The sequence below is a fragment of the Viridibacillus sp. d25.2 genome (assembly GCF_055456015.2).
Genome location: NZ_CM196652.1, coordinates 4,295,870 through 4,322,637, shown reverse-complemented (window position 1 = coordinate 4,322,637; position 26,768 = coordinate 4,295,870). Strand labels below are relative to the sequence as shown.

Below are 26,768 nucleotides of genomic sequence, written 5' to 3'. Positions count from 1 at the left end.
CAGCTCACAGGCTTACAGGAAGCACCTAAGTTTAGAAGAAATATAGCTAGGTTATAAGGGACTTGGAAAATAAGGAACGTTGTCTCAAGGGCTGTCACCCGAAACGGTTGCTATAAGCGATATGGCGAAATGCATTTGTCCTTATGAGGGTAGGGGTACGACCAGTGAGACCTCTGTAATGGAGTTGGAGGAACAGCCCCAAGTCTAGCGATAAGTAATAATTATTTTTCAACTGTGCATTGCACCGGTCGGGTAAGAACGTGGGAACATCACTTCAAAGAGGAATGATGCCACAGTGCAAGCTCTACGATATTGGGATTATTACGGGATGACAGACACCTTTACAGACTTACATCAACGAGCCAAAAATAAAGAATCATTCCATCTGCTATACGACATCATCACGTCGAGGAACAATATTTTATTAGCGTATCGAACAATCAAGTCAAATAAAGGGTCGAAGACCCCTGGAACAGATGGTAAAACTATTGTAGACATAGAGAAACGATCAGAGAACGATTTAGTAGAAGAAATACAAAGTAAGCTGAAAAATTATCGTCCAAAGAAAGTCAGACGTAAACTAATCGAAAAAGATAATGGCAAGATGCGACCATTAGGTATTCCATGCATTCTGGATAGAATCATACAACTGTGCTTTAAACAAGTGTTAGAGCCTATTGCAGAGGCTCATTTCTATAATCATAGCTATGGGTTTAGACCTTTACGGTCTACTCATCATGCGATGGCAAGAATTCAATTTCTAGTTAATCGGTCGAAACTCCACTACGTTGTAGATGTGGATATAAAAGGGTTCTTTGATAATATCAATCATACCTTGCTTATTAAGCAGTTATGGAATTTAGGTATTCGGGATAGACAGGTCCTTGCCTGTATATCCAAAATGCTAAAGGCTGAAGTGGATGGAGAAGGTATTCCGACAAAGGGTTCTCCACAAGGTGGCCTACTTTCACCGTTATTGTCTAATATTGTACTAAATGAATTGGACCAGTGGATTGCGGACCAATGGGAACTATTTCCCCTCCATAAATCACTTAAAACTAGAGGTCAACTTCTTGCAAAGAATCGAACTCACTTAAAAGAAGGCTACATAGTTAGGTATGCTGATGACTTTAAAATCATCTGTCGAGACTGGAAAACTGCCGAAAAGTGGTATCATGCAGTTAAATTATTTTTAAAAGAACGTTTAAAACTTGATATTTCACCAGAAAAATCGAAGATTATTAATCTGCGCAAGAATGAGTCTGCGTTTCTTGGTTTCACAATACGTGCCAATCGTAAAGGAATAAAGCGAGTTGCACATACGTTTGTCAAAGCTGAAAAGATGCAGAAAATTAAGGCGGATGCAAAGAAACGAATAGAAATACTCCGAACATCGCCAACTACTCAAAATGCTATGCGCTTTAATAGTTTTGTCTTAGGGTTACACAATTATTTTAGCAGAGCTACTCACGTCAACTTAGCGTTCTCACGACTTGCCTATGAAATAGGTGCATCTATGTACAATCGTCTTAAACCCGTTGGTAAATATGAACATCCTAACAATCCTCCACCTGTGTATAAAAAGTTCTATGGCTTAGGCTCTAAAACTTATAAAATCGCCGGGATATACCTCTTTCCTCTCGGAATCATCAAAACTAAAAATGTGATTGGCTTTACTCAAAGTATAACCCCATTTACCGAAGAAGGTCGAGTGCAAATATCCACACGGTTGAGTAAAGATATAAGACAGGAAATAGTATTGTTAATGGAATCAAAAATATCGACACGGAGTGTCGAATATATGGATAATCGGATTAGTAGATACAGTATGAAAAAAGGAAAATGTGAAATAACTGGCATGTTCCTACAAGCACAAAATGTCTACTGTCACCATTATATACCTAAGTATCTTGGTGGAAGCGACAAATTCAATAATCTACGTATTCTCCAAAGAGAGATACATGAATTAATCCATATGACCGACAAAATTAAGGCGAATACACTCATAAAAACTTTGGGCATCACTGAATCGATGTTAGAAAAAATCAATAAATATCGAGAAAAATGTGAGCTAGAAATAATCAAATAACCCAAATCAACAAGAGTAACTTGAAACTTATAATTAATAATACCATCGCTAGATGGAACGCGGTATGCTTGGAAACTGGCACGTTCCGTGTGGAGTAGGGGAAAAGCTGGAGATAACTTCAAATGCTTACCTATTACTAACGTTTTGTTGAAGAAGATATATACTGAAAAAAGTCCCTTCAGATAGTTTGAGGGGACTTTCCTATATAATTAGTGTATAAATCTAAATCCAAAATGATTATCTATATTTTTTGCCTAGAGATTCGCTGCCAATCGCTCCAATGATAGTCATAAAAAACGGTCCAATTTGAAATAACAGAGAATCCTGTAAGAACACAATATTTAAATCAAATAACTTATTACCTATTAAGATTAATATCTTAGCTAGTATGATTAAAAATCCAATCATTAGAAGAATATCAAAAAACAATTTCCACCTTGGATAGACTAATTTTTGGCTATCTTTTATGAGTTTCTCTTTCAAAGAATTATCCTCCTTTACTAATTCATCAAGTGTAATATCAAATATTTCACTTATCTTAATTAACAATTCAATACTAGGGTAACTTTCTCCACGTTCCCATTTGGAAATAGCTTGTCTACTAATATTAAGTTTTTCTCCAAGCTGTTGTTGTGACATATTATGCTTTTGACGTTCTTCTTTTATTTTTGAAGAAAAATACATATGATCAACTCCTATCCTCAGTATATTTATTTGCATTAAAAAACTAAAGAACCGCATCGTTGCAAAGGTGTAAACTATTAGTTTCCCCTTGGAAACAGCGTTTGTTTTTGTTTATAGACCTTCATTCACCTGTTAATTATTACAAAAAAGAAGGATTTAGTGGTCTTTACTTAAATGAAGAAAAGTCTTTTTATGTCGCTAAACTGGCAGTTTAGTCAATGTCTTTTATGGGGTTTTCTTAATTATAAGAGTTCTTTTTGTTATTTCGCTAAGAGCAACATCCTTTTAGTAACTGAAAGGAATTCTAGAGTTTGTGAAATAATGCACTTAAGCTAACGGGTGCTTTGCTTCAATAAGAAGTAGAGCCTGTTTCTTATTGAACTAACGGAGCAGGATAGTTGAAGAGTGTTGTTTAAATTGTGTTTAACAATCGGGCATATTGAGAGTGACAAGAAAACAGAATGAGTGACGCAAGGAATAAATGTTATTTACACTTTGCTGAGGGGGTACTTATGAAAATTCACTATTATTTAGGTTGGTTTGATAATTTTTTTCCAGAAGATCTGGGTGGGGTGTTACAGGAGGATATAACTGATAGAAAATCGCTGGCTATGATTAGCTCGAATCCTTCTATTTATGAAGATGATGGCGCTACTGAACGCTCGTGGCTCGATCAGGCTGGTATTATGTTTGATGAGTATCATTTAATTAATTACCGCGTACAGAAGGAAGATGCCCAAACGATAATTCAAAATGCTTCCGTCATTTTCTTGTTGGGTGGTAATATTCTTAATCAAAATGGTTTTTTGATGGAATATGAATTATCGGATTCGATTAAAAAAAACAGGGCCGTTGTGATGGGAGCAAGCGCTGGAGCAATCAACATGTCCGCTAAATGGTTATGCTCGAAAAACTTTGGAGATGAAGTTGAAATGAGCTCTGTTTACGACGGAATCGGTCTTGACAATTTTTCCGTCCTGTCTCATTTTGACCTTGAAAATAACATTGCACTGGTTCAAAGCGAACTATCTCCCCTATCGGAAGAAATAAATATTTATGCGTCAAACAAAGATTGCGCTGTACGTGTAAAAGGAGACAAAATCGACGTTTTTGGCAATGTTTATTTAATTTCCAACTCAAAGATTCAGAAATTGGATGAGACGCTCTAGTTGTAGCAAAACGCTATGGCTTAATTGAATTAATTTCTTTATGCACCGTCTCTATTTTAAATTAAGTGAAGGAGAACTGGCGCGAGTGTTGAATATGCGTCTATTTTTTCTACTTCAACTAAACCAGCTAATAGAATGTCAAGTAAAACATTTTTAATCGAAAAACACTTCATGTTATACTAAAAAGCACAAGATAAATAACCCTCCGAATTTAATTTGGAAGGATTTTGTTTTATTTTAAAATACTGTAACTAAATAGTTTCTTGGAACGGTGTTTTCGTTTTTAAAATCGCATAAATCCAGTGTAAAAGCTTATTAGCACAGGCAATAATAGCTACTTTATACGGTTTACCTTCTTCGCGTTTTAAATCGTAGAAGGCTCGTAATCGTTTATTTCGTGCAAGGGTTTCATCTGTTGTTTTCTTTTTACGGCTATCTCGAATTGAACAACGGACGGCTGTGTAAAGCATGTGGCGAAGTCTAGCTGAGCCGCGTTTGGTAATGTGATTTTTCGTGCCTTTAAAGCGCCCTGATTCAAACACACTTGGGTCTAGTCCCGCAAAGGCTACTAACTTTTTTGGATGATTAAACCGGTCAATCTCCCCAATTTCTGAAAGTATCGTGGACGCGATTTTTTCACCTATACCGGGAAGCGATTGGATTAATTCATATTCTTCGAGTTGTGCCGCCAATTGATTAATCTCACGCTCTAACGTAGAAAGCTGTTGTCGGTACGCTTGAAGTAAATCAATATACATATTCAGACTGACGAGAAGGCTTTGATAAAGCGTTGACTGAAATGGGTTACGTTCCGCAGCGGCGATTAATAACTCAGCTCTTTCATACGCCCAATTAAATGAACGCGCTTTACAATGCTTATCAATAAATTGTGCAAGCTTATCTACACCTGCTTTTAAGGCAGACTCCGATGTAGGGAAGGACTGTAAAGTCCTTAATGAAATCTCAGCGTATAAATCACCAAAAACGCCTTTATACTCTGGAAATACTTGATCTAATACAGCTTGAAATTGAAGCTTTGTTTGAACCATAATTCCTGTCATATTTTCGTGTTGCCTTGTTAGATGCCGAAGGTTTAAAAGCTGAATACCACGCTTTTTCTGAGGCTCTAAATCCTCTTTGTAATACAGTTCACCTAAGTGATAGGCATCAATGGCATCTGTTTTAGTTTTTCGTAAGTTAGAGCTTTTTGCTCGATAAGATACCAGTGGATTTACGATTATGACAATGTACTCTCTTGCCTCTAAAAACTGTACAACTGGGGCATGATAGTGACCTGTCGCTTCTAAAACAATAGGTGGTTTCATCCCTGTTTGATTCTCTACATCTAATAAATAAGAGTGTAACTCTTCCAATCCTTCCACCGTATGGTCCACTTTCACACTGCTTTTATAGGGAATTTTTTTATCCAAGAACATTTGAACCTGACTTTCACCTTTTGCGACATCCAGACCTACTACTGGATTCATAGTTTATCTCCTCCTCATGTAGTGTATTGACCGGTAACCTCTATCTAGCTTGTTATTCATATCTTCGCTTGTTATACGGGATCACTATGTCCCAACCAGCCTAATCATGTGTTAACAAGTAGAGGGCGAACAGTTTAGTTGTCGGGATCAAGTCCCACGGGTGCTTCCGTTCTACCCCGGCTACTATCAATCTATAAATTGAATAAAAAATAGTCAACCAGATTTCTCTGGCTGACCTTATAATACGAACGGGGTGCTTTACTTGAAGATCATTGAGTTGCATATGCAGCTCTTTTTTCTTTATTGAATTAACGGGGCGTATAGAGGGATTAACGACGGAAAAACATTTCTGAATGAAGTTTTTGAAACTTGGTTTTACTTATAAACGTATATAGATTGGAGGTGAAATTTATGGAAAAGAAAATAGGTATTTCTCTGTCTGTTTTACTACTCGGTTTCGTTGTAAGTTATATCTTAACATCAGCATTCGCGCATTACGGGATTAATACATCATCGTTAATAACTGGATTGCTTATTGTCTGTGTTACTGTTTCTCTGATTTCATTGTTTGAAAAGATTTTTCCCGGGAGACCAGAAGAAGCAAATTAATAACATAATCTATTAAACCTAAGGGAGTAGTTATACGAAGGACTGTTCCCTAAGATTTGTTGCACAGTTTGACCACAGTCTTCCGCAATAGGTGCGATTGTTGAATTAGCGTTGCTGTTCTTATTTAACTAACGGAGTGCTTTAGTGGAAGATCTTTGAGCTTTTCAGAAGGCTGCTCTTTTTTCTTATTCAACTAAAGAGGCAGTTTAGTGCAACAAGGAGTACCTTCAAAATTATGGGGATATACAACGCTAAGTTAAGAAATGGGACCAAACGACGCTTTGGGAATTTAAAACATTTAAAACCTAATAAAATCCATTTTTTAAAGGTTCTTTTGATACACAATTAAACGAAAATACATCAAAGGGAAGACAACTATTTTCAGTATTTAACGGTATTTCTTCGGAAGCTGCGGACGCTAATGCAAGTTGGACACAACTAGGCTATGAGGAGTCTTTAATTGATGGTAATACTGTATATAAAATTGCGGTGGGAGGAAAATACTCGCAAAGTGGTATTATTGCTTCACATATCATAGAGATGGAATTTCATTGTGATATATATGGAGGAATTAGTTAGAAACCCTAAGTTACTATAACAGAATTTTATCGTTGTATAAATTATACAAAATAAATTCAAGAACATTCCCAAATGAAAATTTTGGGACGAAATTAAACACTTAAAACGTTGTCATACCAATACTCTCACGATCTCCAAAGAAAACTACCACTTTACAACTAATACTAAATGAATTATTAAGAAAATGCCCACCAGATATTATAGGTGGGCATTATTTTTTATTCATATGTAAATTATGTTTTTAATGATTTTACTTTTACGTCTTTATCAGTTAGCTAACCAATCCATAATTACCGGGCGATAGAATAAAATACATCCTCTAACTCTTTTGAAAGGGATTTCTCCCGTGCTACACATAGTATAAATAGTCATTTTAGATACACCAATTAGTTCAGCAACTTCTTCGACTGTCAGTATCATTCTCTCCATTCTAAACTCTCCTCTCTCCTTAAATACGCTAACGTAAACAATGATTTTTTCGTTATTCCAATTGATTAGGAACCTATATAAAAGATAAGGTTTAAACGTTTTTCCTTAGAGCGTTATAAAATAATAAATTTTATCATTGTTTCTTTTCCTTTATATTGTATTCTGCATTTTAGAAACTTCGCTAATCTAGGATACTTTGACTTTTTGGAACACTTTTCAAACTAGGAAGTGTGTACGAGAGTATTACTTGAAGGGGGAAACAATGGATATAAAAGAAGTGACACTTTTCAAATGATTGGAATTATCCAATATACAGAGGTTTTGCACTGATAGGATCTGTTCGTAAATTACGTAAAAGTAATTTGGAAATTTGCACCAGATTTGCAACATCGGAGAAATATGCACAAAAAAAAACACCTACCAAAAGGTAAGTGCTTAAACGTTGAAAAACGTTGATATAATGCAATTTAATAAGCCGCGTATGCCGTAATTTTTTAATATTGAAAGTTTTAAACCACCACTCCTCAAAGTGGGTGTTCGCAGAGGTTTTCGTGTTTGTCCGCATTAACAATGGAATGCGGCATGCCAGTCCTTCCTCAATTAAAACTCCCTTTTACAGCTTAAAGGTTAAAACTTAATATGATTACGAACAATGCAGCTTGTATTCATATAATACTGCAAAATTGATAGAACTGCAAGAATGATGATTGCATAGCAATTGCTTTCTTTTTCAAGTACACTAAAGACTGAAAAATCGAATAATAAGAGGAGGTAAATAGATGAATATTGATCATTTAGAAGCCTTTATGTATGTCGTACATTTGCAAAGTTTTCATAAAGCATCTAAGGCTTTATTTTTATCACAGCCTACGGTCACGGCACGGATTAAAACATTGGAACGTGAATTGAATACGGAATTATTTGAAAGGCAAGGAAGAGGAGTAATACTAACTCAGAAAGGGAAAGATTTTATTCCTTACGCACAGCAAATAATTCAAACATTTAATGATGGAAAACAGCAAATGAAGCATCGGAAGAGCGAAGATGAAATTGTGATTGGGGCAAATATAATTACTTCTCAATACTTTATTCCATTTGCTTTATCTTTTTGGAAAACGCAAAATCCTGAGCGTCGCTTTAAATTTGTTTCGGCTACAAATGATGTGCTACTAGAAAAATTATTGAATAAGCAAATTGATATGGCTTTTATGAAGCAGTTAACAAGTGAAGGTATTCAGCAAGATAGTATGCTTGATAATTCTGTAAGACTAATTGTTAGTCCGGGACATCCGTTATTAGATGAGCAAATGATAACCGCAACAGCACTTGCAGACGAACCAATGGTGTTTTTTGAGTGTGGTGCTTTTGATTGGAACTTGGTTTATAAATTATTTGAGGTAGAACAGGTAGAACCGCGTATTGAATTTAAAGTAGACCATTTAGAAGTAGCAAAATCACTCATAAAAAATAAACACTGCATTGGTTTTTTACCTTATTTATGCGTGAAGGATGAGCTTGCAAGAGGAGAATTAGTAGAAATAGATACTGCTCATTTGTTGTTGATTAAGCAACATGTCTATTTAACATATTTTCAAAGTGAAGCGGTAGAACTACTTCGTAAGGATATAAATCGCTCTATACATGCGTTTTTAGAATGAAAAATAGATTGATAGAAATTTTTAATCAATTATTAATTTTTCCTATCATTATTGCCCTTGTCAGCACTATAATAAAAATGTTAGTATTATCCACAATTAGAAAACGTATAATTCCTATAAATTAACTAGTAATTAAAATTATGCGGAATTGAAAATGGGAGGTATTAGTATGGCTGAAAAACGACAAATCAAATTTGGTGCAATTATTCATGGTGTTGGTGGTAATATTTCAGGCTGGCGTCATCCAAAAGTATTAACAAATTCAAGTGTAAATTTGGATTTTTATACGCAACAGGCACACAAGGCGGAGGAAGGAAAGTTCGATTTAGTATTTATAGCAGATGGTCTATACATTAATGAAAAATCAATTCCGCATTTCTTGAATCGTTTTGAACCTATAACTATTTTGTCAGCGCTAGCTACAGTTACTTCAAAAATAGGTCTCGTTGGTACAGTCTCTACTTCTTATAGCGAACCGTTTACAATTGCGCGTCAATTTGCATCACTTGATCATTTAAGCAATGGTCGTGCAGGTTGGAACGTTGTAACAACTCCATTAGAAAATACAGCGTTAAATTATAATAAGACTGTTGCTGAGCATCCTGACCATGCAAAACGTTATCGAATTGCTGAGGAATATTTAGAAGTTGCAACAGGTCTTTGGGATTCTTGGGATGATGATGCATTTGTTGGGGATAAAGAGAATGATCAATTTTTTGACCCATCTAGGTTACACCAGCTTAATCATCAAGGAGAATTTTTCTCTGTACAAGGACCACTGAATATAGGGCGTACAAAGCAAGGGCAGCCAGTAATTTTCCAAGCAGGCTCTTCAACAGCAGGAAAACGTTTGGCAGCTAAAGATGCCGACGCTATTTTTACAATGTCTAAAACATTGCAGGAAGCACAAGAATTTTATCAGGACGTAAAAGAGCAAGTTATAGCTTTTGGACGTAATCCGGAAGAAGTTGTTATTTTGCCAGGAATTTCTCCAATTATCGGAGATACGGAAGAGGAAGCAGAAAGAAAATATGAAGAATTAGCAAATTTAGTATCAATTGAACGGGCACTTGCTTACTTAGGACGTTACTTTGACCATCACGATTTTTCACAATATCCACTAGATGAAGTATTCCCTGAGTTAGGAGAAATAGGTGCAAATAGCTTCCGCAGTCATACAGAACGCATTAAAAGAGAAGCTAAAGAGCAGAGATTAACATTGCGTCAAATAGCTTTACGTGAAGCAACTCCTCGTACACAATTTATCGGTACGCCTGACAAAATTGCGGATTTAGTACAGTTATGGTTTGAGGAGTGCGGGGCAGATGGCTTTATTATTGCAGCCACATTCCCAGGAGCATTGGATGATTTTGTAGATAAAGTGGTACCGATTTTACAACAGCGTGGCATTTATCGTGAGGATTATGAAGCTGATACTTTGAGAGGGAATTTAGGGTTGCCATTCAAACAAAGCCGCTATATTAAGCAAACAGTATAAATTTTTTTAAGTTAAATACCTAGTTATTCAATGTGAATAATAATGATTGTTCGGAGAAAAGTCTTGAGAGGAGGTATTAGATGATTGAGATAAAAGAGTTACGCAAAAATTTTGGACATAATGAAGTGCTAAAAGGAATTAATATCAAAGTAGATAAGGGTGAGATTATTTCAATTTTAGGGCCAAGTGGATCTGGTAAGACAACACTTTTGAGATGTCTAAATTATTTAGAAAGTCCAGATGGAGGCACTATTACAATCGACGATATTTCTATTAATACAAGTAAAGTAAATAAAAAGGAAATAAATAATTTGCGAAAAAAATCTGCAATGGTTTTTCAAAGCTATAACTTATTCCAACATAAAACGGCTTTGCAAAATGTGATGGAAGGCTTAGTTGTTGTTCAAAAAAGAAACGTTAAAGAAGCGAAAAAAATTGCATTAGAGGTTCTACAAAAAGTAGGACTAAAAAGTAAAATAGATTCTTATCCTAGTCAATTATCTGGAGGGCAACAGCAACGTGTCGGAATTGCTAGGGCACTCGCATTAAACCCTGATGTTATTCTATTTGATGAGCCTACATCGGCTCTAGATCCGGAGTTAGTAGGAGAAGTATTAGATGTAATAGCTAAAATCGCCAAAGAAGGAAAAACGATGATTATTGTGACACATGAAATGAACTTTGCTAGGGAAATATCTGACAAAATTATTTTTATGGATAATGGTGTTGTGGTAGAAGAGGGAGCACCAGAGAATATATTTGTTGAGCAGAAGGAAGAACGTACAAGACAGTTCTTGAAAAGAATGACACCGGAATTGGATTATTCGATATAGGTGGAAAAGAGGGGGCTAAAACAATGAGTTATAAAATTGGAATTCTAGATCAAAGTCCAGTCATTGAAGGAGTATCTAATTATGACGTTTTGCAACAGACAGTGAAATTAGCACAACTGGCTGAAGAGTGGGGGTATGAGCGATTTTGGGTATCAGAACATCATAATTCAGTAGATGTTGCAGGCTCATCTCCAGAAGTGTTGGTATCCTACTTATTAGCTAAAACGAAAAAAATTCGAATTGGCTCTGGTGGTGTGATGCTTCAACATTATAGCCCATTTAAAGTAGCAGAAAATTTCCAAGTGTTGTCTACTCTAGAACCTGGACGTGTAGATTTAGGAATAGGCAAAGCACCAGGCGGGTTACCTTTATCAACGAAAGCCTTACAGTATGGCACTGTCAATAATGGTGAAGATTTTGATGAACGTTTAATATTCTTACAGCAAATATTGGATAACAAGGTTCCCGTAACACACCCATTAGCAGGAATTCAAGCAACTCCAATTCCGCCTGAAAAACAAGAATTATATTTATTAGGTGCTAGTATAAACAGTGCGAAGTTGGCTGCAGAGTTAGGGATTACATTTGTTTTTGCACGCTTTATTAATAGTGATGACACCATTATTGCTGGGGCGGCAAAAGTCTATCGTGAAAATAGTACGAATGGAAAATTCATTGTTGCTGTAGCAACAATTGCGGCACCAACTTCACAAGAAGCAAGAAAATTAGCAGAACACCAAAAAATCATTAAAGTACATCTAGCTAGTGGACGCATTTTGACTTTAACTTCGCACGAGGCAGCAGAAAAATTCGGCCAAGAGTCAGGTGAGGAATATGAAGTGAAGGAGTATGCAGCGAGTATAATTGCTGGCACAGCTGTTGAAGTGAAATGTACGCTGGATCAACTGCATGAACTATACAGTATAGATGAATTCATTTTACATACACCTATACCTAAAAGTGATGAGCGCTTAAAATCCTTTGAATTATTAAGTCCCAAATCTTTGGCAAAAATTGTACGTAAAGAAATCTCTATTTAATAGAGTATAAATAAAAAATAGTTTATTTTGGAGGTTTAAAACATGGCACAAAATATATCAATTATCGTTTGGTCAAAGGAAGGCTGTAGCTATTGTCATGAAGTGAAAAGATATTTAGCTGAGCAAGAGTTAATTTATAAAACAGTAGATATTACAAATAACGATCATTTACGAGATATTTTAGAGGCAAAATACGGTGTACGTCACGTACCTGTTGTGGAGCTTGGTCAAGGGAATGTGTATAGCGGAGTAACGGAAGTTGGAATAGAACATTTACAACTAGCACTAGATGAGTTTATAGTTGCGAATAAAAACCAAGTAAACAAATAGTAATAAAAAGAATTATTAGGGAGGTATAAATTATGAGGAGAGTATGGCTATTGGGACTGATATCTGTAATAGCTTTATTGAGTGCCTGCTCGTCAAAAGCAGAGTCAGTGGATAATCAAAAGGGAAGTTCAAAAAAGGTTCAAAAAATCATTGTTGGTACGGGTACTCAGTTTCCAAATATCTGTTTTATAAATGAAAAAGGTGAGCTAACGGGGTACGATATCGAAATCGTGAAAGCGATAGATGAAAAGCTACCGGAATATGAATTTGAATTTAAGACGATGGAATTTTCAAATTTATTATTAAGTTTAGAAACAAAAAAAATCGATCTTATCGCGCATCAAATGGAAGTGAATAAAGAAAGAGAAGAGAAATTCCTATTTAACAAGGAGCCTTATAATGTTTTTCCATTAAAAGTGACTATTCATCAAGATAATAATGATATTAAATCGATTGATGACTTAGCAGGGAAAAATATTAGTGTTACACCAACAAGTAATTCATCTGTATTTATAGAAGAATACAATAAAAAGCATAATTTAGGAGCAAAAATTAATTACGCGACTAATACAACCGATATTATCAATCAACTTAAAACAAGACGTATAGATGCTATTATTTCTACTCCATTTGCATCTAAATTTTACAATGAACAAGCAGATGCGCAACAAAAAGTAGTTGGGGATACATTACTTAATTCTAAAGTGTTTTTCTTGCTTAATAAGGACGAAACAACACTATCAGATAAAGTTGATGAGGCTCTTCAAGAGTTGAAAAAAGAGGGTGTTGTAAGCAAATTGAGCAAAAAATGGCTAGGGGCAGATTATTCAGTTGAATTTTAAATAATATTTTGGAAGGAAGAGAGTGTGGATGGGGAAAGTATTTGATCCGGTATTAATTATTGAATTTATCCCAACGTTAATAAAATACTTGGGAATTACTCTAGAAATTTTAGTTTATTCTACAATACTGGGAACTTTAATTGGCATAGTAGCTGCTATACCAAAATTGCTCCATATTCCTGTTTTAAAACAAATGATCACTTTATATATTTCATTTGTTAGAGGTACACCTATACTCATTCAGTTATTCCTTGTCTACTATGGGTTACCAGCAATATTAATGTTGTGGAACATAGATATTACAAGAATGGATGCACTCTACTTCGTTATTATTACTTATTCACTAAGCAATGGAGCTATTTTTGCAGAGGTATTTCGCAGTGCTATTTCAGCCATCGATTATGGTCAAACGGAGGCAGCCTATTCAATTGGTATGACGCGTATTCAAAATTTCTTTAGAATTATATTTCCACAAGCAATCAGAATCGCATTTCCTAATATTTCAAATTCAATAATTGGTTCTTTAAAGGATACTTCTCTAGCTTTTACAATTGGTGTAATGGATATGATGGGGAGGGGCGAGACGTTAATTGCTTCTACTGCACATGCTTTAGAAGTATACATTTCCTTAGCTATTGTGTATTACATTGTTGTAGTAGTTTTAGAAAAAGTATTTAAAATTTCCGAGAAGTATTTAAACCGTTATCAACCAAATGAAACGGCTACTATTTAAGAAGGGGGTAGAGTCGTATGACAATTGACTTTCCTTTTATCTGGATTGCATTCAAGGAACTTTTAAAAGCCGCTCCGTTAACTCTTATACTTACATTCATACCTGTTATTATTGGGTTTCTAATCGGTATATCTGTTGCGATGATTAGGGCATATAATTTGAAGTATTTAAGTCGAATAGTTAATGGCTATGTTTCTTTTTTTAGAGGTACCCCTGCAATTATGCATATTATGTTAATTTATTTTGGTGTACCGCTATTACTAGATATCATTATTGAATATTTACATTTGCCTATACAATCAAATTCTATACCTATTGCCTTGTTTGTCATAATTGCTTTGTCGTTAACAGCTGGATCTTATTTATCTGAGATTATTCGTTCAGGAATATCTAGTGTATCACAGGGACAAATAGAAGCAGCCTATGCAATAGGAATGAATACGTTTCAAGTAGTGAAAAGAATAATATTACCACAAGCATTAGCTCAGTCTATTCCTAATTTTACAAACTTAGTAATCGGCTTTTTACATACCACATCAATTGCTTTTCTTGTATCTCAAAAAGAGATTACAGGAGCTGCTAATATAATTGCCTCCAAAAATCTGAAGTTTTTAGAAGCCTTCATAGCAGCTGGTCTTTTATATTGGATTATTACTGCAATTATTGAAGCCGTATCTTACGTCGTAGAGAAAAAGGCAAAAGCCTATACCAATAGTGCACTATAGATATCTAGAAAGGGGCAATGAAAAATGGGGAGTATTATTACTATAGATTTATTGTTAGAACATGAAAAAGATGCAACACGTAAAGTTTTAGTGGAAAGCTATGAACAATATAAAGATAGTTATGAAAATGAGAAAGTATGGAATACGTATATTGGGGAGATTAGATCTTCATTAGACAACCCTAATCTTGATCGTATATTAGTTGCGAAAAGCAACGATAATATTCTAGGAACATTACAAATTTTTTCTTCATCTAAAGAAGCCTATGGACTGCCAGAATTAGAAATCCATACACCGATTGTACGTTTGCTAGCAGTACATCCTTCTGCCAGAGGAAAAGGTGTGGCAAAGGAATTATTAAGAGTAAGTATAGCGTATGCTAAACAAAAAGGGGCCAATTCTCTTTATTTGCATACGACAGATAAAATGTCAGATGCGATTAGATTGTACGAATGGCTTGGTTTTCAAAGAGATCAATCCAAAGAGTTTTATAAATTTAATACATTAGTGAAATGTTACAGATTTGATATAACGGAGTAGGGGGAGGCTTTCAAAGTGACACGAGATTTCTATACAGCAGTAAAAGAAAGACGATCTATATATGGCATTACAGATGAGTTCGTGATTTCAGACGAACGTATTGAGAAGATTGTCCAATTAGCTGTAGCTAACACTCCAACGGCTTTTAATTCCCAAACAGGTCGAGTTATTGTGTTATTAGGAAATAGTAATAAAGATTTCTGGAAAGTTGCATTTGAATCGATAAAAACTGAATTAGATAAAGGGCAAATAGGAAAAATAGAGGGGAAATTTAAAACATTTGCTAGCGGATATGGAACAGTACTGTTTTTTGAAGATTATGAGGTAGTAACTTCGATGCAAGAGAAGTTCCCACTACTTCATGAACAATTTACTGAATGGTCGCATCAAGCTTCAGGGATATTACAATACTTAATATGGACATCTTTAGAGTATGAAGGGTTTGGTGCTAGCTTACAACACTATATTCCGACATTTTCATCTAATATTAGGCAGCAATGGGGAATACAACAGGGATGGAAATTAATTGCCCAATTACCGTTTGGAAAGCCAATTGTAGCACCGAAGGAAAAAGAAATACAATCGCTCGACCAACGTATTGTTATTATAAAATAATTTTTGTTTTAAGAAATTTCTCATCATACTCTTGACCGAACCCGTTCGTCTAAAATAAACATATAATAGAGACATCATTATAAAAAGGAATTGAAAAATAGGAGTGGATAATATGTCTGAGCAGCAGCAAGCCTTTCGTAAAGCTTTAGGTAACTATCCTACAGGAGTTACAGTAGTGACAACTTTCAATGAGAACCAGGAACCTATCGGATTAACGGTGAATTCATTTGCATCTGTTTCCCTAGATCCGTTACTTATTTTATGGTCAATTGATAAAAAATCAAAATCATATAATGAATTTATGAAAACGAAAAAATTTGCTGTAAATATTTTAGCTAGTGATCAACAAGATTTGTGCAACCTATTTTCTAGTAAAGTCGAAAATCGTTTCAGTCAATGTAAATGGCAAAAGTCTGTACAAAGATTGCCCATTTTGGATGATACATTATCGGCGTTGGAGTGTGAAACGGTCCAGCAAGTTGATGCAGGTGATCATACTGTTATAATCGGGCACGTCATCAATATTGTAAATACAGAGAAGGAGCCATTGCTCTATCACCGGCGTAATGTAGGGGCAATTCCCGAAGAGTTTTATAAAATAGAAGCAAAGTAAAGGGCAAACTGTGAATTCCTAAGGTGTTTTGGGATTTACAGTTTTTTTATAAAATCAAGGTAAAATAAAAAAGCTCTTCGCCTTTTTATTTCCAAGGCTTAGGCTTTATTGATAATTTCATGGGTTAAATCGTAGATATCAATTTGCGTTTCTTCTGCGATTACGTCTGCTAACATAATATCTTTAAAGTATGCAACACTCGTTTGAAGTGGGATACGCAAGAGTTTTTCTAACGCTGTTTGATACATATAGACAAACTCTAAATCAGTATTACCTCTTTTTAGTTCTGCAAATGCTTCGTAGAATTGGTCAAGTTTATCTGCGAATTCAAGTAGGCGACCTTCTGTTGTAGCATCTTTTCCTTCCTTCATACGGTCGAAGAATATGGCCTGGAACTCTTCTGGAATTTCTGAGACAATAAATTTTTCCATCATTTTTTCTTCAACATGGGCTAACATTTGTTTGAGCTCGGGTGATGCATGTTTGACGGGTGTTTTGATATCACCAATGAAAACTTCTGCGAAATCATGGTTAATCGTTTTTTCGTATAGCGATTTCCAATCGATTTTTGCACCATTCATTTCCTCTAAGGTGCCGAAGAACATTGCGTATTGAGATACTTTCCAAGAGTGAGCTGCTACATTATGTTCCTCAAATTTGAAACGTCCGGGACAGCGAATAATTCGCTCTAAGTCGTTTAAGCTTGTAAAAAATTTATGAATACCTATAAAAATCCTCTCCTCTATATTAAGTATATACTGATCTGAAACCTTTTATGCGTTGTTTTCACCTACATATGTATCATACTACAGAAATAGAACGAAATAGTATAATTCACGATATCTTAATAAGTAATTTACAGTAGCTTAATACTACTGCAAGTGTACATTATTAAATAGAAGAAAGGCTGTTTTTTTACCTATTATTGAAGATTTAAGGGACTGAAATCTTTTGTTCATAATTCGGACATTGCACTCTAATGCCTTTTCAATTATCGTGAATATAGAAAGAAAATCGAAAAATAAATATTATTTTAAGGACTTAATCAAATGACTTATTCATTAATTGTTTTTGTACATGTAATTAGTGCCATTTTGTCGATAGGACCATTTTTTGTATTGTTACCAATATTAAAGAAAATGCGTACGACGCAAAATCACCATGCATTGGAAGCATATGTTGAAACGTTTTCAGCTGCCATTCGTATCGTGAAGCATGCAGGGCATGTTCTTGTAACAACTGGTCTGCTTGCTATGTGGCTTGGTGGTTGGAATTTACTTACATCATGGATAGTCATGACATTCGCCGTAATGATTAGCTCAATTGTCTTTTTAGCGAGTGCTTTCAAGCCAACCATTCGTACATTCAATACCCCAGAATTTAATCAGCAGGAATTTATCAATAAATTAGTGAAGTCTGTTTGGATTTATATAGTGCTGCTACTCATTATGTTGTGGTTTATGGTTGCAAAGCCAATACTATGGTAATAGAAATACGAAAGCTATCTATCATCAAATTTGATGAATAGATAGCCTTTTTTTATTATTAGAAATTTTAATGCTTGGGCCTCGGGGATTACTGCGGGTGAAGCTATAGCAAACTCACGGCTCTAGGTATGGGCCTACCTCCACTTACCTTACAACCAATTGTTGAAAACGCAGTGAAACACGGCATTCAAAATATGAGTGAAGACTGCCAAATCTTTGTAGGTTAAAAGGTCAATTCATCAACTAGATGAAGTGGTTTTTTGCTTTTGAATTAAATCGCATTCATTTTGTAAACTAATTATTATTCTAATAAACATAAAAATTTTCTCTTTAAAGCAGAAAAGTTGTTAAAAAGAAAAGGTTTAAGAATGTAGTTGTCGAATTGTATAGGAGTGGGATTATTTTGCAATAAGGGGGATGAATTGTGTATGAATAAGGTAGAAAAAATAGCTATTCAGGATGAATATCCAGATGAATTTGCTTGGTGCTATGGTTGTGGAAGATTGAATACTGACGGTCATCATATTCGCACAGTTTGGGAAGGTGAGGAAACCGTTACTTATTATGAATCGGGTGATAAATTCACTGCTATACCAGGATTCGTATATGGCGGATTTTTAGCTTCACTAATTGACTGTCATGGTACTGGATCAGCAGCATTGGCACTGCATCGAAAAAATGGGCATGAGCCAGGTGATAGTGTGGAACCACCTAGATTTGTTACCGCGTCATTACATGTGGATTACTTGAAACCGACGCCACAAGGGGTACAGCTAAAAGCTGTTGGTAAGGTAGAAGAAATTCACCCAAAGAAATTCAAAATTCATGTGAAATTATATGCTGGGGATGAGCATGTAGTAAATGGAGTAGTAGTAGCGGCTTATATGCCAGCTAGTTTTGTTAAATAATCATTTAATTTCAATATATATTTCCCACTAATATTAGTCATCAAAGTTAGTTTCCAACACTAAATTTCAATAGTACAAATACGAAAACTAAATAATAAAAGTAACTCAAAACCACAAAAGGAAACACATTTAAAGGAGTGAAAAAAATGTTTGATGCACAAGCTTTTGGAATGAAATTGAAGGAACTACGAGAGTTAAATGATTATTCGATGTTGTCATTAGGTAGGGAAATCGGCACATCTGCAAGCCGTATTAAAAGTTGGGAGATGGGAGAAAGTGTTCCATCTGCAAGCTGGATTGTAAAATTGAGTGGAGTGCTACAAGTATCGGCTGATGAATTACTTTTAAATGTAATGGAAGAGTCAGTTGAACAAAAAGAAGACAAAGACAAATTTAAAAAACGTAAAGTATTGCTACGAGATATTCATTTGTTATTGCCAGAACTTAATAAACAGGACTTATTAGAACTTTATACTTTGGCTGAATTAAAGGCAATGCAAAAAGAGGTTACTTCATAATTTATTAAATGTTTGCGATCATCAGGCACGATAACTAGTCCAAGATCGTATTGTATTTATTTATCACCTTCCATGAATCTTAATGGGAGGTTTTTTTTATGAAAAAAATGGAATAAACGTACTTTAAAACTAATTATTTATTTTAAAATAGAAATTCGTTTAAATTTTTTTACCTAAAAACGGATAATATCCTCTTGTTGTGTGTTTATTCTAAAAATAAACATGTTTTTTTGTAATATTTGAGCGCTTTTCCTTCTACTTTTACCCTCTATTTAATCAAAACACCCTCATTTTTCACGAAAAATAAAAAAAATATCAGACAATTTCTTTACTTTTTTTAGCAGAATACTTTTTAGAATTAGATATTTGAAATTATACTCCAATGTTCATTCTAGCAGTCATGGCAACCCTCTTGAATACTTCACAAATTTTTTTAACAGAAAAATGTATAAAATGACAGAAAATTGCCAACTATTGTAACAGGATTGATACCCCCCCTACATCTTTTAGAAATATTCATGAAATGTGGGGATGTTAGAGTTATTCGTGTTAGTGAAAAGGAGGTCGTTTTTTAACGATGAGAAAACAATTGATTGCACTAGCAGCAGGTTTTTTGATATTAGGATCTGCGACGGTGACAGCACAAGCTGCATCTGTTAGCTATATTGTAGAAAAAGGTGATACACTATGGTCTATTGCACAGGACAACGACGTTACAGTTGAAGACTTACAAGTATCTAACCTGCTAGATTCTTCTTTAATCTTCCCAGAACAACAACTAGAATTAGAATCTAAATCTGATGAAAAATCAGATGACACATATACTATTAAAAAAGGTGATACACTTACAAAAATCTCCGAAGAAAAGGAGGTTACTATAGCGGATTTGATGAAATGGAATGATTTATCAAGTGATTTAATCTTTGCAGGAGATAAACTCGCTTTATCTGCTACAGCAACTTCAGACATAACAAGAGTTAAACAAGCACAGCAAGCAAAATCAACATCTGCACAAACAACAACATCAACGCCGCCTCAACAAGGAGGTAAAACGATGACTGTACGTGCGACAGCGTATACGGCCTATTGTACAGGGTGTTCTGGTGTGACAGCTACTGGATATGATTTACGTGCAAATCCAGGAGCGAAAGTTATTGCAGTTGATCCTTCTGTTATCCCATTAGGATCAAGAGTTTGGGTAGAAGGTTATGGAGAGGCGATCGCTTCTGATACGGGGGGCGCTATTAAAGGAAACCGTATTGATGTTTTTATCCCAGATAATAATAAAGTTTATCAATGGGGCGTACGTAATGTCACAATCAAAGTTTTAGACTAAACTGCATAGTAATATAAAACGGTACCTCTCATGTCGAAAGTAGTTCGTCGTGAGGGGTGTTTTTTTATTTTTGTAAAAAATCGAGGGATTTGGCAATTATCATACATAAATTTCGACATATTACCCATGCTATATAAAAGGAGTGGTATTTAATGAGTGGAAAAAAATCGCAATGGATGCTATTAAGTATGACATTATTGCTTGGTGCTTGTTCGGCAAATAAAGAAGCTTCTCAGCCAGTAACTGCAGTTCCGGCTGAATCGGCACATGCAATGTTTATTAATAGTGAAGGAAAATCTATTGGTGAAGCAGTTTTAACTGAAACAGAAGAAGGTGTTAACATCGGACTTGCTTTACAAGGGTTAGAACCTGGTGAGAAGGCGATTCATATTCATGCAGTTGGAAAATGTGATCCACCCACATTCGAGTCGGCAGGTGCACACTTTAACCCAACACATAAGCAACATGGCTATCTTAATCCAAAAGGGTACCATTTAGGTGATTTGCCAAATTTACAAATAGATAAAGATGGTACAGTTGATTTGGAATTTTCGACTAAGGCTTTTACTTTGAAAAAGGGAGATAGTCGTTCCATTCTAGATGGAGATGGTAGTGCTTTTGTTATACATGAATCATCCGACGACTATAAAACAGATCCATCAGGGAATTCTGGTAAGCGAATTGCGTGTGGAGTTATCAAAAAATAGTCGATTTGTGAAAAAAATACGAATTTAAGCAACGAATTCAGCATTTTTTGCGTCACAACTGTATAGTAGTATTATACAAAGTTGATGTAAATAGGTGGTTGCGAATGAAACTAAACAAATCGACAATTTTTCAATGGCTGAAAATCATTCTTCCAGTACTATTAATGATTTTCGCTATTCATGAGATAGGAAAGATTCTTGGGAATGTTAATGGGCAAGAAATTGTTCGAGAGCTAAAGAATTTAGATGTCCGTACTTTAGTATTAATGGCAGCTGTTCCTTTAGCACTGGTATTCCCAATGTTTTTCTATGACTATTTCATTGTAAGGAAATTAAAGCTTAAAAGGCCGTTAAAACGTTTGATGAAAGAATCGTTAATTATTAACTCGTTCTCTAATCTAATTGGTTTTGGTGGCTTAATTGGTGTGCTATTGCGAACACATTATTTTAAGAAAAAAGAAGTGGATAGTAGCACATTTTTCAAGATAATTGCATCAGTAACCTTATTTTATTTAGCAGGTCTTTCATTCTTTGCTTGGGTGTTACCCATCTTCTATTGGGATTTTCCATTATTAAATGAACGGAAAATTTTAGTTGTTGCTGTTTCAATTATTGGTTTATATGTGCCCTTTTTAATTATCAAGGCAATTGTTCAATTAGCTAAAAAAACGACAACACCTCGTCATGTATTAGGTGATGTGGGCTTACTAGCTGTATCAATTTTAGAATGGTTAGGTGCATTTGCATTTATATACTTAATCAGTTATATGCTAGAAGTACCAATTAGTTTTGAAAAATTAATGCCGATTTTCATTATTGCTTCATGTGCAGGTATTGTGAGCATGATTCCAGGTGGTCTTGGATCTTTTGATCTTGTATTCATCTGGGGAACCCAAAGCTTAAATATACCTGAAGAATCTGTGTTATTGATGCTGTTATTTTACCGCGTCGGATATTATATTATTCCTTTTTTAGCAGGGCTTGCTTTGTTCCTACGTGATTTATGGGGCAAATTAAATGCTGGATTTAATAGTGTCCCCAATATTATTTTAGAACGAGCTAGTCATATTACTGCTACTGTCCTTGTGTTTTTATCTGGCCTTTTGCTTTTGATATCTTCGGCGGCTCCCGGAGCTATTGAACGAATTAAGTATGCAAAAGATGTATTATCTTTGCCAATAGTTAATGTATCTCACCAGGTAGCTGTAGCGACTGGATTTATATTACTAGCGTTATCGAATGGAATTTCATACAAGGATCGGCGCACATATCAATTCACATTATTCGTCTTATTATTTGCTGCAGCGTTGTTTATTTTAAAAGGTATTCAATATGAGCAGGCACTATTTATGATATTTGTAGCTGGACTATTATTTGTATCGAGAGATCGTTTCTATCGTGAAAGTTATATCGTTACGTGGGGCCGCTCAATTGTAAATGTTTCTATTATTTTGGTTATCACGGCTTTATATATAGGTATGGGTATTTGGGCGAAACCATCTGCAAAATATCCTATCCCAGAAAGTATGAGACCATACTTTATTACAGATTCAGGTGATTTATTTTGGAGTGCCTTTATCGCTTTGATTGTTGTGACCATAGTTGTGTTAATAGAAATTTGGTTAAGAAAGGTCACACAATTTAAAAAAATACCTTCAGCTCAACATGAAAAAGAAATATTTTTACATCTCAATAAATATGGTGGTAAAGAGTTATCACATCTCATTTTCTTGCATGATAAATACATTTTCTGGAATAAGGAGAAAACAGTCTTATTCCCTTATCAAGAAAGTGCTGATAAGTTAGTTGTTCTTGGAGACTTGGTTGGAGAAAAAGCAGATTTTGCGAAAGCGATTGAGGAGTTTGTTGCTCACGCTGATTATTATGGTTATACGCCAGTCTTTTATGAAGTGAGCGATCAGTTTGTACCTTATCTACATGGCTTCGGTTATAATTTCTTTAAATTAGGAGAAGAAGGCTTTATAGATATAGAGAATCTTGTATATTCCAAGGAAGAAGCGAAGACCGTTAGTAAGCTTACAAATAGTTTAGAGCAGAAAGGTTATTCTTTTGAAATCATACAACCACCTTTCCAAAAAGATTTGCTGACAGAATTACGTACCTTATCAGATGAATGGCTGGACAATCGGAAAGAAAAGGGATTCTCACTCGGCTATTTCAATGAAGATTATTTACAATTTGCACCACTCGCTATTGTGAAAAATGGTGAAGCGCAAGTTGTCGCATTCTCAAATATCATCCAGTTATACGACGAAGAACTGACCATTTCGATTGATCTAATGCGCTCGAAAAAGGCGGATTTGCCATCAGGCATTATCGACTATTTATTTCTCAATATTTTCATCTGGGCCAAGAGTGAGAATTTCAAACTTTTAAATGTTGGAATGACTCCACTTTCGCATATTGGTGTATCCAAGTATGCTACGTTAACGGAGAAAATTGCTGCAGAAATTATTTTTAATGGACAGGAATATTATAATTTCCAAGATGTTCAACATTTTAAAGAAAAATTTGCAAATACTTGGAAGCCAAAATATTTGGCTTATCGAAAACGAGCTTATTTGCCTTTTACAATGTTACAAATTATGATATTAATAGGTGACAATAAATACGCTACAATGAGAGAGCAAGTATCAGAAATTAAAAACTCTCGTAATCGATAAAGAATCATAAAACCTTAGAGTCATTTATACGATTCTAAGGTTTATTTTAACTTCTTTCAGCGGGTGTCCAAACACCCGCTGAAAGAAGTTAAAGCCTCCGGCGGATGTCACGGAATCGGAAAGGAGTTCTTTATGCAAGCACAAAGCCGATTCCGGACACAATTATGCTGAGGCATAGTTGATTTAAAGAAATGCGAAAATTCTTACAAAGGAGTGGTTTTGTTGATAGGTGAACCCATTTTACGATTACAAAATGTTGAGATGACTTTTGGTACTAAACAAGTCTTAAATGGTATTAATTTGGAAGTAGGTAAGGGAGAGATTATAGGGTATATCGGGCCAAATGGTGCTGGTAAAAGTACGACGGTAAAGTTAATGCTTGGACTAATAGAAGGCTACACAGGAAAAATTGAAATTTTCGGTAATGATATTGCTGATGGAGATTATACATATAAAAAACGTATAGGTTATGTACCCGAAACCGCAGAGCTATATGATCATTTAACGGCAGCAGAGTATTTGATATTTACTGGAGAAATGTATGGATTAGGACGTGAGGAGGCAGAGAAAAAGGCTTATGAGTTGATGTTTCAGTTTGGCTTAGAGAATGCCTTTCATCAACGCCTAACCTCTTTTTCAAAGGGGATGCGTCAAAAGGTGCTAATCATTTCGAGTGTATTGCATAACCCAGATTTACTGTTTTATGATGAACCTTTAAGCGGGTTAGATGCAAATAGTGTACTTGTTGTGAAAGAGATTTTAGCAAAGCTTGCTGAGGAGGGAAAGACTGTTTTTTATTCTTCCCATATAATGGAGGTTGTTGAGAAGATTAGTGATCGAATTGTGCTTTTAGTTAATGGTTTAGTAGTAGCAGATGGTAGTTTCGAAGAGTTACAACAGCAAGGCAAGGAGGGGACACTAGAGGAAATATTCAATCAGATGACAGGATTTAATCAACAGGTTGAAATTGCTGAGCGTTTTATCGAGATTGTGAAAGAAGGTCGAGTACATGAATGATTTTAAATCGTTAAAGGTACTCGATGTATTTCGGGGTGTTTTTGAGAAATTCGATATCGATTATCCTATTATGAGGAAACTTATCCAATTGAAACTGACGATGGATAGTCGTCGAATACCTGCTATTTTCAATGGACAAAAGCAGAAAAAAGAAGGCAATCAATTTATTAAATCACTCTGGGTATATCTTCTCTATGGACTTATATTGTTAACCCCGTTTTTATTTTTGAAAAATCAATATATGTTCGCATCGAGTATATTATTTACTATGCTAATGTTTATAACAATTACGACGATGGTGTCTGATTTTTCAGCGGTGCTGTTAGATGTACGTGACAAAAATATATTACAACCAAAACCAGTCAGTAATCGTACCTTGAATGCAGCAAAATTTATGCATATTGTGATTTATTTAGCGTTACTTGAAGGTGCATTTGTCATTGCTCCACTTGCTGTTGGTATATATAGATTTGGACCTCTTTACGGGCTCATCTTTATCGTTAGTATTGTTTTTGTTAGTTGTTTTATCGTTGTCATTACTGCTTTTACATATTTATTTATCCTGCGTTTCTTTAGTGGTGAAAAACTGAAGGATCTTATTAATTATGTGCAAATTTTTTTAGCTGTTGCAGTTATGCTTAGTTATCAAGTAATGGCACATTCATTTGAGTTAACTCAATTAAACTTGCAGTATACGTTTACTTGGTGGCATATTTTTTTACCGCCTCTTTGGTATAGTGCTTTCTTTGAAGTATTACTAAATCAAGATTACTCGATAAATATGCTTATATTGATGGTATGTGGTATTGTTATTCCTTTGTTGATGTTGCGGCAATATATTAAATTGATGCCAGTATTTGAGCGAAGCCTCTCAAAATTGTTGAGTGATTCTGTACGTACAAAAGGTAAGTCCCACAAATTTGAAGAATGGACTTCGAAGATTTTATGCCGTAATTCTCAGGAACGTACCTTTTATCGATTTGCATCACTAATGATTCGACAGGAACGAGAATTTAAATTGAAGGCATATCCACAAATAGGTTTTGCTATTGTTTTTCCATTTGTCATGTTTTTTAATGAGGTACGAATCTATTCTTTAAAAGAAGCCATGGCAAATGAAAATGTGTACCCTTTGTATTTTAGCGCACTCATGATTCCGACTGTTGTCCATTTATTAAAGTTTTCGGGGTCATATAAAGGTAGTTGGATTTTTAGAGCAGCGCCAGTTAGTAATGCGAAAATGTTTTATAGTAGTACACTAAAGGCAGCAATTATAAAGCTGTTCTTACCGACATTCTCCATCTTAAGTATTGTATTTATTGCCATGTTTTCATGGGCTATAATTCCAGATTTAATCATTATTTTATTAGTTGCGATTATGATGACATTGCTTTCATATGTACTTTTGAACGGAGAAACCTATCCATTTTCAAATTCACATGAGTCAACACAAGATAATAATACGTTGAAAATTTTTGTAGCAATGTTTGTCATTGGTGCATTTGTTTTAGTCCATTATTTAATCGCTATGATTCCATATGCTAAATTAATATATATGCTTATACTAATAATTGCAGTTGTTATTGGATGGCGTATTGTTTTCGGAGAAAAGAAAAATCACGGTCACTCTTAGAGCGA

The 26,768-nt window shown here is 34.9% G+C and carries 26 protein-coding genes and 1 other RNA gene; 22 read left to right on the top strand and 5 right to left on the bottom strand.

Going from position 1 to position 26,768, the window contains the following annotated elements; translation table 11 throughout:
- Nucleotides 1-328: 328 nt before the first annotated feature.
- Nucleotides 329-2,089 carry a group II intron reverse transcriptase/maturase gene (gene ltrA, locus ACZLO7_RS21125; protein ID WP_464941439.1) on the top strand — a complete coding sequence of 587 codons (1,761 nt, stop codon included), beginning with the start codon at nucleotides 329-331 and terminating at the stop codon, nucleotides 2,087-2,089.
- A gap of 237 nt (nucleotides 2,090-2,326) precedes the next feature.
- Here ltrA and ACZLO7_RS21120 read toward each other — a convergent pair whose 3' ends face one another.
- Nucleotides 2,327-2,773, bottom strand: coding sequence for a helix-turn-helix domain-containing protein (locus ACZLO7_RS21120; RefSeq protein ID WP_464941446.1), 447 nt, complete (start codon nucleotides 2,771-2,773; stop codon nucleotides 2,327-2,329).
- A gap of 512 nt (nucleotides 2,774-3,285) precedes the next feature.
- Here ACZLO7_RS21120 and ACZLO7_RS21115 point away from each other — a divergent pair.
- On the top strand, nucleotides 3,286-3,942 hold the full coding sequence (locus ACZLO7_RS21115; protein WP_464941445.1) for a Type 1 glutamine amidotransferase-like domain-containing protein: 657 nt from the start codon (nucleotides 3,286-3,288) through the stop codon (nucleotides 3,940-3,942).
- A 251-nt stretch (nucleotides 3,943-4,193) separates the two neighbouring features.
- Here the strand turns inward: ACZLO7_RS21115 and ACZLO7_RS21110 are convergent, their stop codons facing one another.
- Nucleotides 4,194-5,429 carry an IS110 family RNA-guided transposase gene (locus ACZLO7_RS21110; RefSeq protein ID WP_511261372.1) on the bottom strand — a complete coding sequence of 412 codons (1,236 nt, stop codon included), beginning with the start codon at nucleotides 5,427-5,429 and terminating at the stop codon, nucleotides 4,194-4,196.
- A 411-nt stretch (nucleotides 5,430-5,840) separates the two neighbouring features.
- Between ACZLO7_RS21110 and ACZLO7_RS21105 the strand changes: the two genes are divergently transcribed.
- Entirely contained in the window at nucleotides 5,841-6,038 is a 198-nt protein-coding gene (locus ACZLO7_RS21105) for a hypothetical protein (RefSeq protein WP_038185160.1), read from the top strand.
- 846 nt (nucleotides 6,039-6,884) lie between these two features.
- Here the strand turns inward: ACZLO7_RS21105 and ACZLO7_RS21100 are convergent.
- Together ACZLO7_RS21100 and ssrS are read right to left on the bottom strand one after the other, a co-directional pair.
- On the bottom strand, nucleotides 6,885-7,046 hold the full coding sequence (locus tag ACZLO7_RS21100) for a helix-turn-helix domain-containing protein (RefSeq protein WP_464940907.1): 162 nt from the start codon (nucleotides 7,044-7,046) through the stop codon (nucleotides 6,885-6,887).
- A 468-nt stretch (nucleotides 7,047-7,514) separates the two neighbouring features.
- Nucleotides 7,515-7,710, bottom strand: a non-coding RNA gene (ssrS, locus tag ACZLO7_RS21095) — 6S RNA.
- Nucleotides 7,711-7,825: 115 nt separating this feature from the next.
- On the opposite strand from ssrS, the gene ACZLO7_RS21090 reads away from it, so the two are divergent.
- The 11 genes from ACZLO7_RS21090 (at nucleotide 7,826) to ACZLO7_RS21040 (ending at nucleotide 16,473) form a co-directional block, all read left to right on the top strand.
- Nucleotides 7,826-8,704: a LysR family transcriptional regulator gene (locus ACZLO7_RS21090; protein ID WP_464940908.1), complete on the top strand. Its 879-nt coding sequence runs from the start codon at nucleotides 7,826-7,828 to the stop codon at nucleotides 8,702-8,704.
- A gap of 169 nt (nucleotides 8,705-8,873) precedes the next feature.
- Nucleotides 8,874-10,202: an LLM class flavin-dependent oxidoreductase gene (locus tag ACZLO7_RS21085; protein WP_464940909.1), complete on the top strand. Its 1,329-nt coding sequence runs from the start codon at nucleotides 8,874-8,876 to the stop codon at nucleotides 10,200-10,202.
- Between the two features lie 80 nt (nucleotides 10,203-10,282).
- On the top strand, nucleotides 10,283-11,035 hold the full coding sequence (locus ACZLO7_RS21080; protein ID WP_464940910.1) for an amino acid ABC transporter ATP-binding protein: 753 nt from the start codon (nucleotides 10,283-10,285) through the stop codon (nucleotides 11,033-11,035).
- Between the two features lie 23 nt (nucleotides 11,036-11,058).
- A complete protein-coding gene (locus tag ACZLO7_RS21075) occupies nucleotides 11,059-12,075 on the top strand; it encodes an LLM class flavin-dependent oxidoreductase (RefSeq protein WP_464940911.1) in 1,017 nt (338 codons plus the stop codon).
- A gap of 42 nt (nucleotides 12,076-12,117) precedes the next feature.
- Complete coding sequence (locus ACZLO7_RS21070) at nucleotides 12,118-12,405, top strand: glutaredoxin family protein (protein WP_464940912.1); 288 nt, start codon at nucleotides 12,118-12,120, stop codon at nucleotides 12,403-12,405.
- Between the two features lie 32 nt (nucleotides 12,406-12,437).
- The gene (locus ACZLO7_RS21065) at nucleotides 12,438-13,247 is read left to right on the top strand and encodes a transporter substrate-binding domain-containing protein (RefSeq protein ID WP_464940913.1); all 810 of its coding nucleotides are present in this window, start codon (nucleotides 12,438-12,440) and stop codon (nucleotides 13,245-13,247) included.
- A gap of 28 nt (nucleotides 13,248-13,275) precedes the next feature.
- Nucleotides 13,276-13,980, top strand: a complete 705-nt coding sequence (locus ACZLO7_RS21060) for an amino acid ABC transporter permease (protein ID WP_464940914.1) — start codon at nucleotides 13,276-13,278, stop codon at nucleotides 13,978-13,980.
- A gap of 17 nt (nucleotides 13,981-13,997) precedes the next feature.
- Nucleotides 13,998-14,705 carry an amino acid ABC transporter permease gene (locus ACZLO7_RS21055; RefSeq protein ID WP_464940915.1) on the top strand — a complete coding sequence of 236 codons (708 nt, stop codon included), beginning with the start codon at nucleotides 13,998-14,000 and terminating at the stop codon, nucleotides 14,703-14,705.
- Nucleotides 14,706-14,729: 24 nt separating this feature from the next.
- A complete protein-coding gene (locus ACZLO7_RS21050; RefSeq protein ID WP_464940916.1) occupies nucleotides 14,730-15,245 on the top strand; it encodes a GNAT family N-acetyltransferase in 516 nt (171 codons plus the stop codon).
- 15 nt (nucleotides 15,246-15,260) lie between these two features.
- A complete protein-coding gene (locus ACZLO7_RS21045) occupies nucleotides 15,261-15,860 on the top strand; it encodes a nitroreductase family protein (RefSeq protein ID WP_464940917.1) in 600 nt (199 codons plus the stop codon).
- Nucleotides 15,861-15,972: 112 nt separating this feature from the next.
- The gene (locus ACZLO7_RS21040; RefSeq protein ID WP_464940918.1) at nucleotides 15,973-16,473 is read left to right on the top strand and encodes a flavin reductase family protein; all 501 of its coding nucleotides are present in this window, start codon (nucleotides 15,973-15,975) and stop codon (nucleotides 16,471-16,473) included.
- A gap of 98 nt (nucleotides 16,474-16,571) precedes the next feature.
- Here ACZLO7_RS21040 and ACZLO7_RS21035 read toward each other — a convergent pair whose 3' ends face one another.
- On the bottom strand, nucleotides 16,572-17,201 hold the full coding sequence (locus ACZLO7_RS21035; RefSeq protein WP_464940939.1) for a YfbR-like 5'-deoxynucleotidase: 630 nt from the start codon (nucleotides 17,199-17,201) through the stop codon (nucleotides 16,572-16,574).
- A gap of 321 nt (nucleotides 17,202-17,522) precedes the next feature.
- Between ACZLO7_RS21035 and ACZLO7_RS21030 the strand changes: the two genes are divergently transcribed.
- The 8 genes from ACZLO7_RS21030 to ACZLO7_RS20995 all read left to right on the top strand — a co-directional run bounded on the left by ACZLO7_RS21030 (nucleotide 17,523) and on the right by ACZLO7_RS20995 (nucleotide 26,763).
- Nucleotides 17,523-17,960, top strand: a complete 438-nt coding sequence (locus ACZLO7_RS21030) for a hypothetical protein (protein ID WP_464940919.1) — start codon at nucleotides 17,523-17,525, stop codon at nucleotides 17,958-17,960.
- Between the two features lie 428 nt (nucleotides 17,961-18,388).
- Nucleotides 18,389-18,868 (top strand): PaaI family thioesterase, encoded by a 480-nt coding sequence (locus ACZLO7_RS21025; RefSeq protein WP_464940920.1) that lies wholly within the window; start codon nucleotides 18,389-18,391, stop codon nucleotides 18,866-18,868.
- A gap of 146 nt (nucleotides 18,869-19,014) precedes the next feature.
- Nucleotides 19,015-19,386 carry a helix-turn-helix domain-containing protein gene (locus ACZLO7_RS21020; protein ID WP_464940921.1) on the top strand — a complete coding sequence of 124 codons (372 nt, stop codon included), beginning with the start codon at nucleotides 19,015-19,017 and terminating at the stop codon, nucleotides 19,384-19,386.
- A gap of 577 nt (nucleotides 19,387-19,963) precedes the next feature.
- Nucleotides 19,964-20,722, top strand: a complete 759-nt coding sequence (locus tag ACZLO7_RS21015; protein WP_464940922.1) for a 3D domain-containing protein — start codon at nucleotides 19,964-19,966, stop codon at nucleotides 20,720-20,722.
- A 152-nt stretch (nucleotides 20,723-20,874) separates the two neighbouring features.
- Complete coding sequence (locus tag ACZLO7_RS21010) at nucleotides 20,875-21,429, top strand: superoxide dismutase family protein (protein WP_464940923.1); 555 nt, start codon at nucleotides 20,875-20,877, stop codon at nucleotides 21,427-21,429.
- A gap of 104 nt (nucleotides 21,430-21,533) precedes the next feature.
- Entirely contained in the window at nucleotides 21,534-24,113 is a 2,580-nt protein-coding gene (gene mprF / locus ACZLO7_RS21005) for a bifunctional lysylphosphatidylglycerol flippase/synthetase MprF (protein ID WP_464940924.1), read from the top strand.
- Between the two features lie 261 nt (nucleotides 24,114-24,374).
- Nucleotides 24,375-25,130 carry an ABC transporter ATP-binding protein gene (locus tag ACZLO7_RS21000; protein WP_464940940.1) on the top strand — a complete coding sequence of 252 codons (756 nt, stop codon included), beginning with the start codon at nucleotides 24,375-24,377 and terminating at the stop codon, nucleotides 25,128-25,130.
- On the top strand, nucleotides 25,123-26,763 hold the full coding sequence (locus ACZLO7_RS20995; RefSeq protein WP_464940925.1) for a hypothetical protein: 1,641 nt from the start codon (nucleotides 25,123-25,125) through the stop codon (nucleotides 26,761-26,763). Before ACZLO7_RS21000 ends, ACZLO7_RS20995 begins: the two co-directional genes overlap by 8 nt.
- The last annotated feature ends 5 nt before the right edge of the window (nucleotides 26,764-26,768 follow it).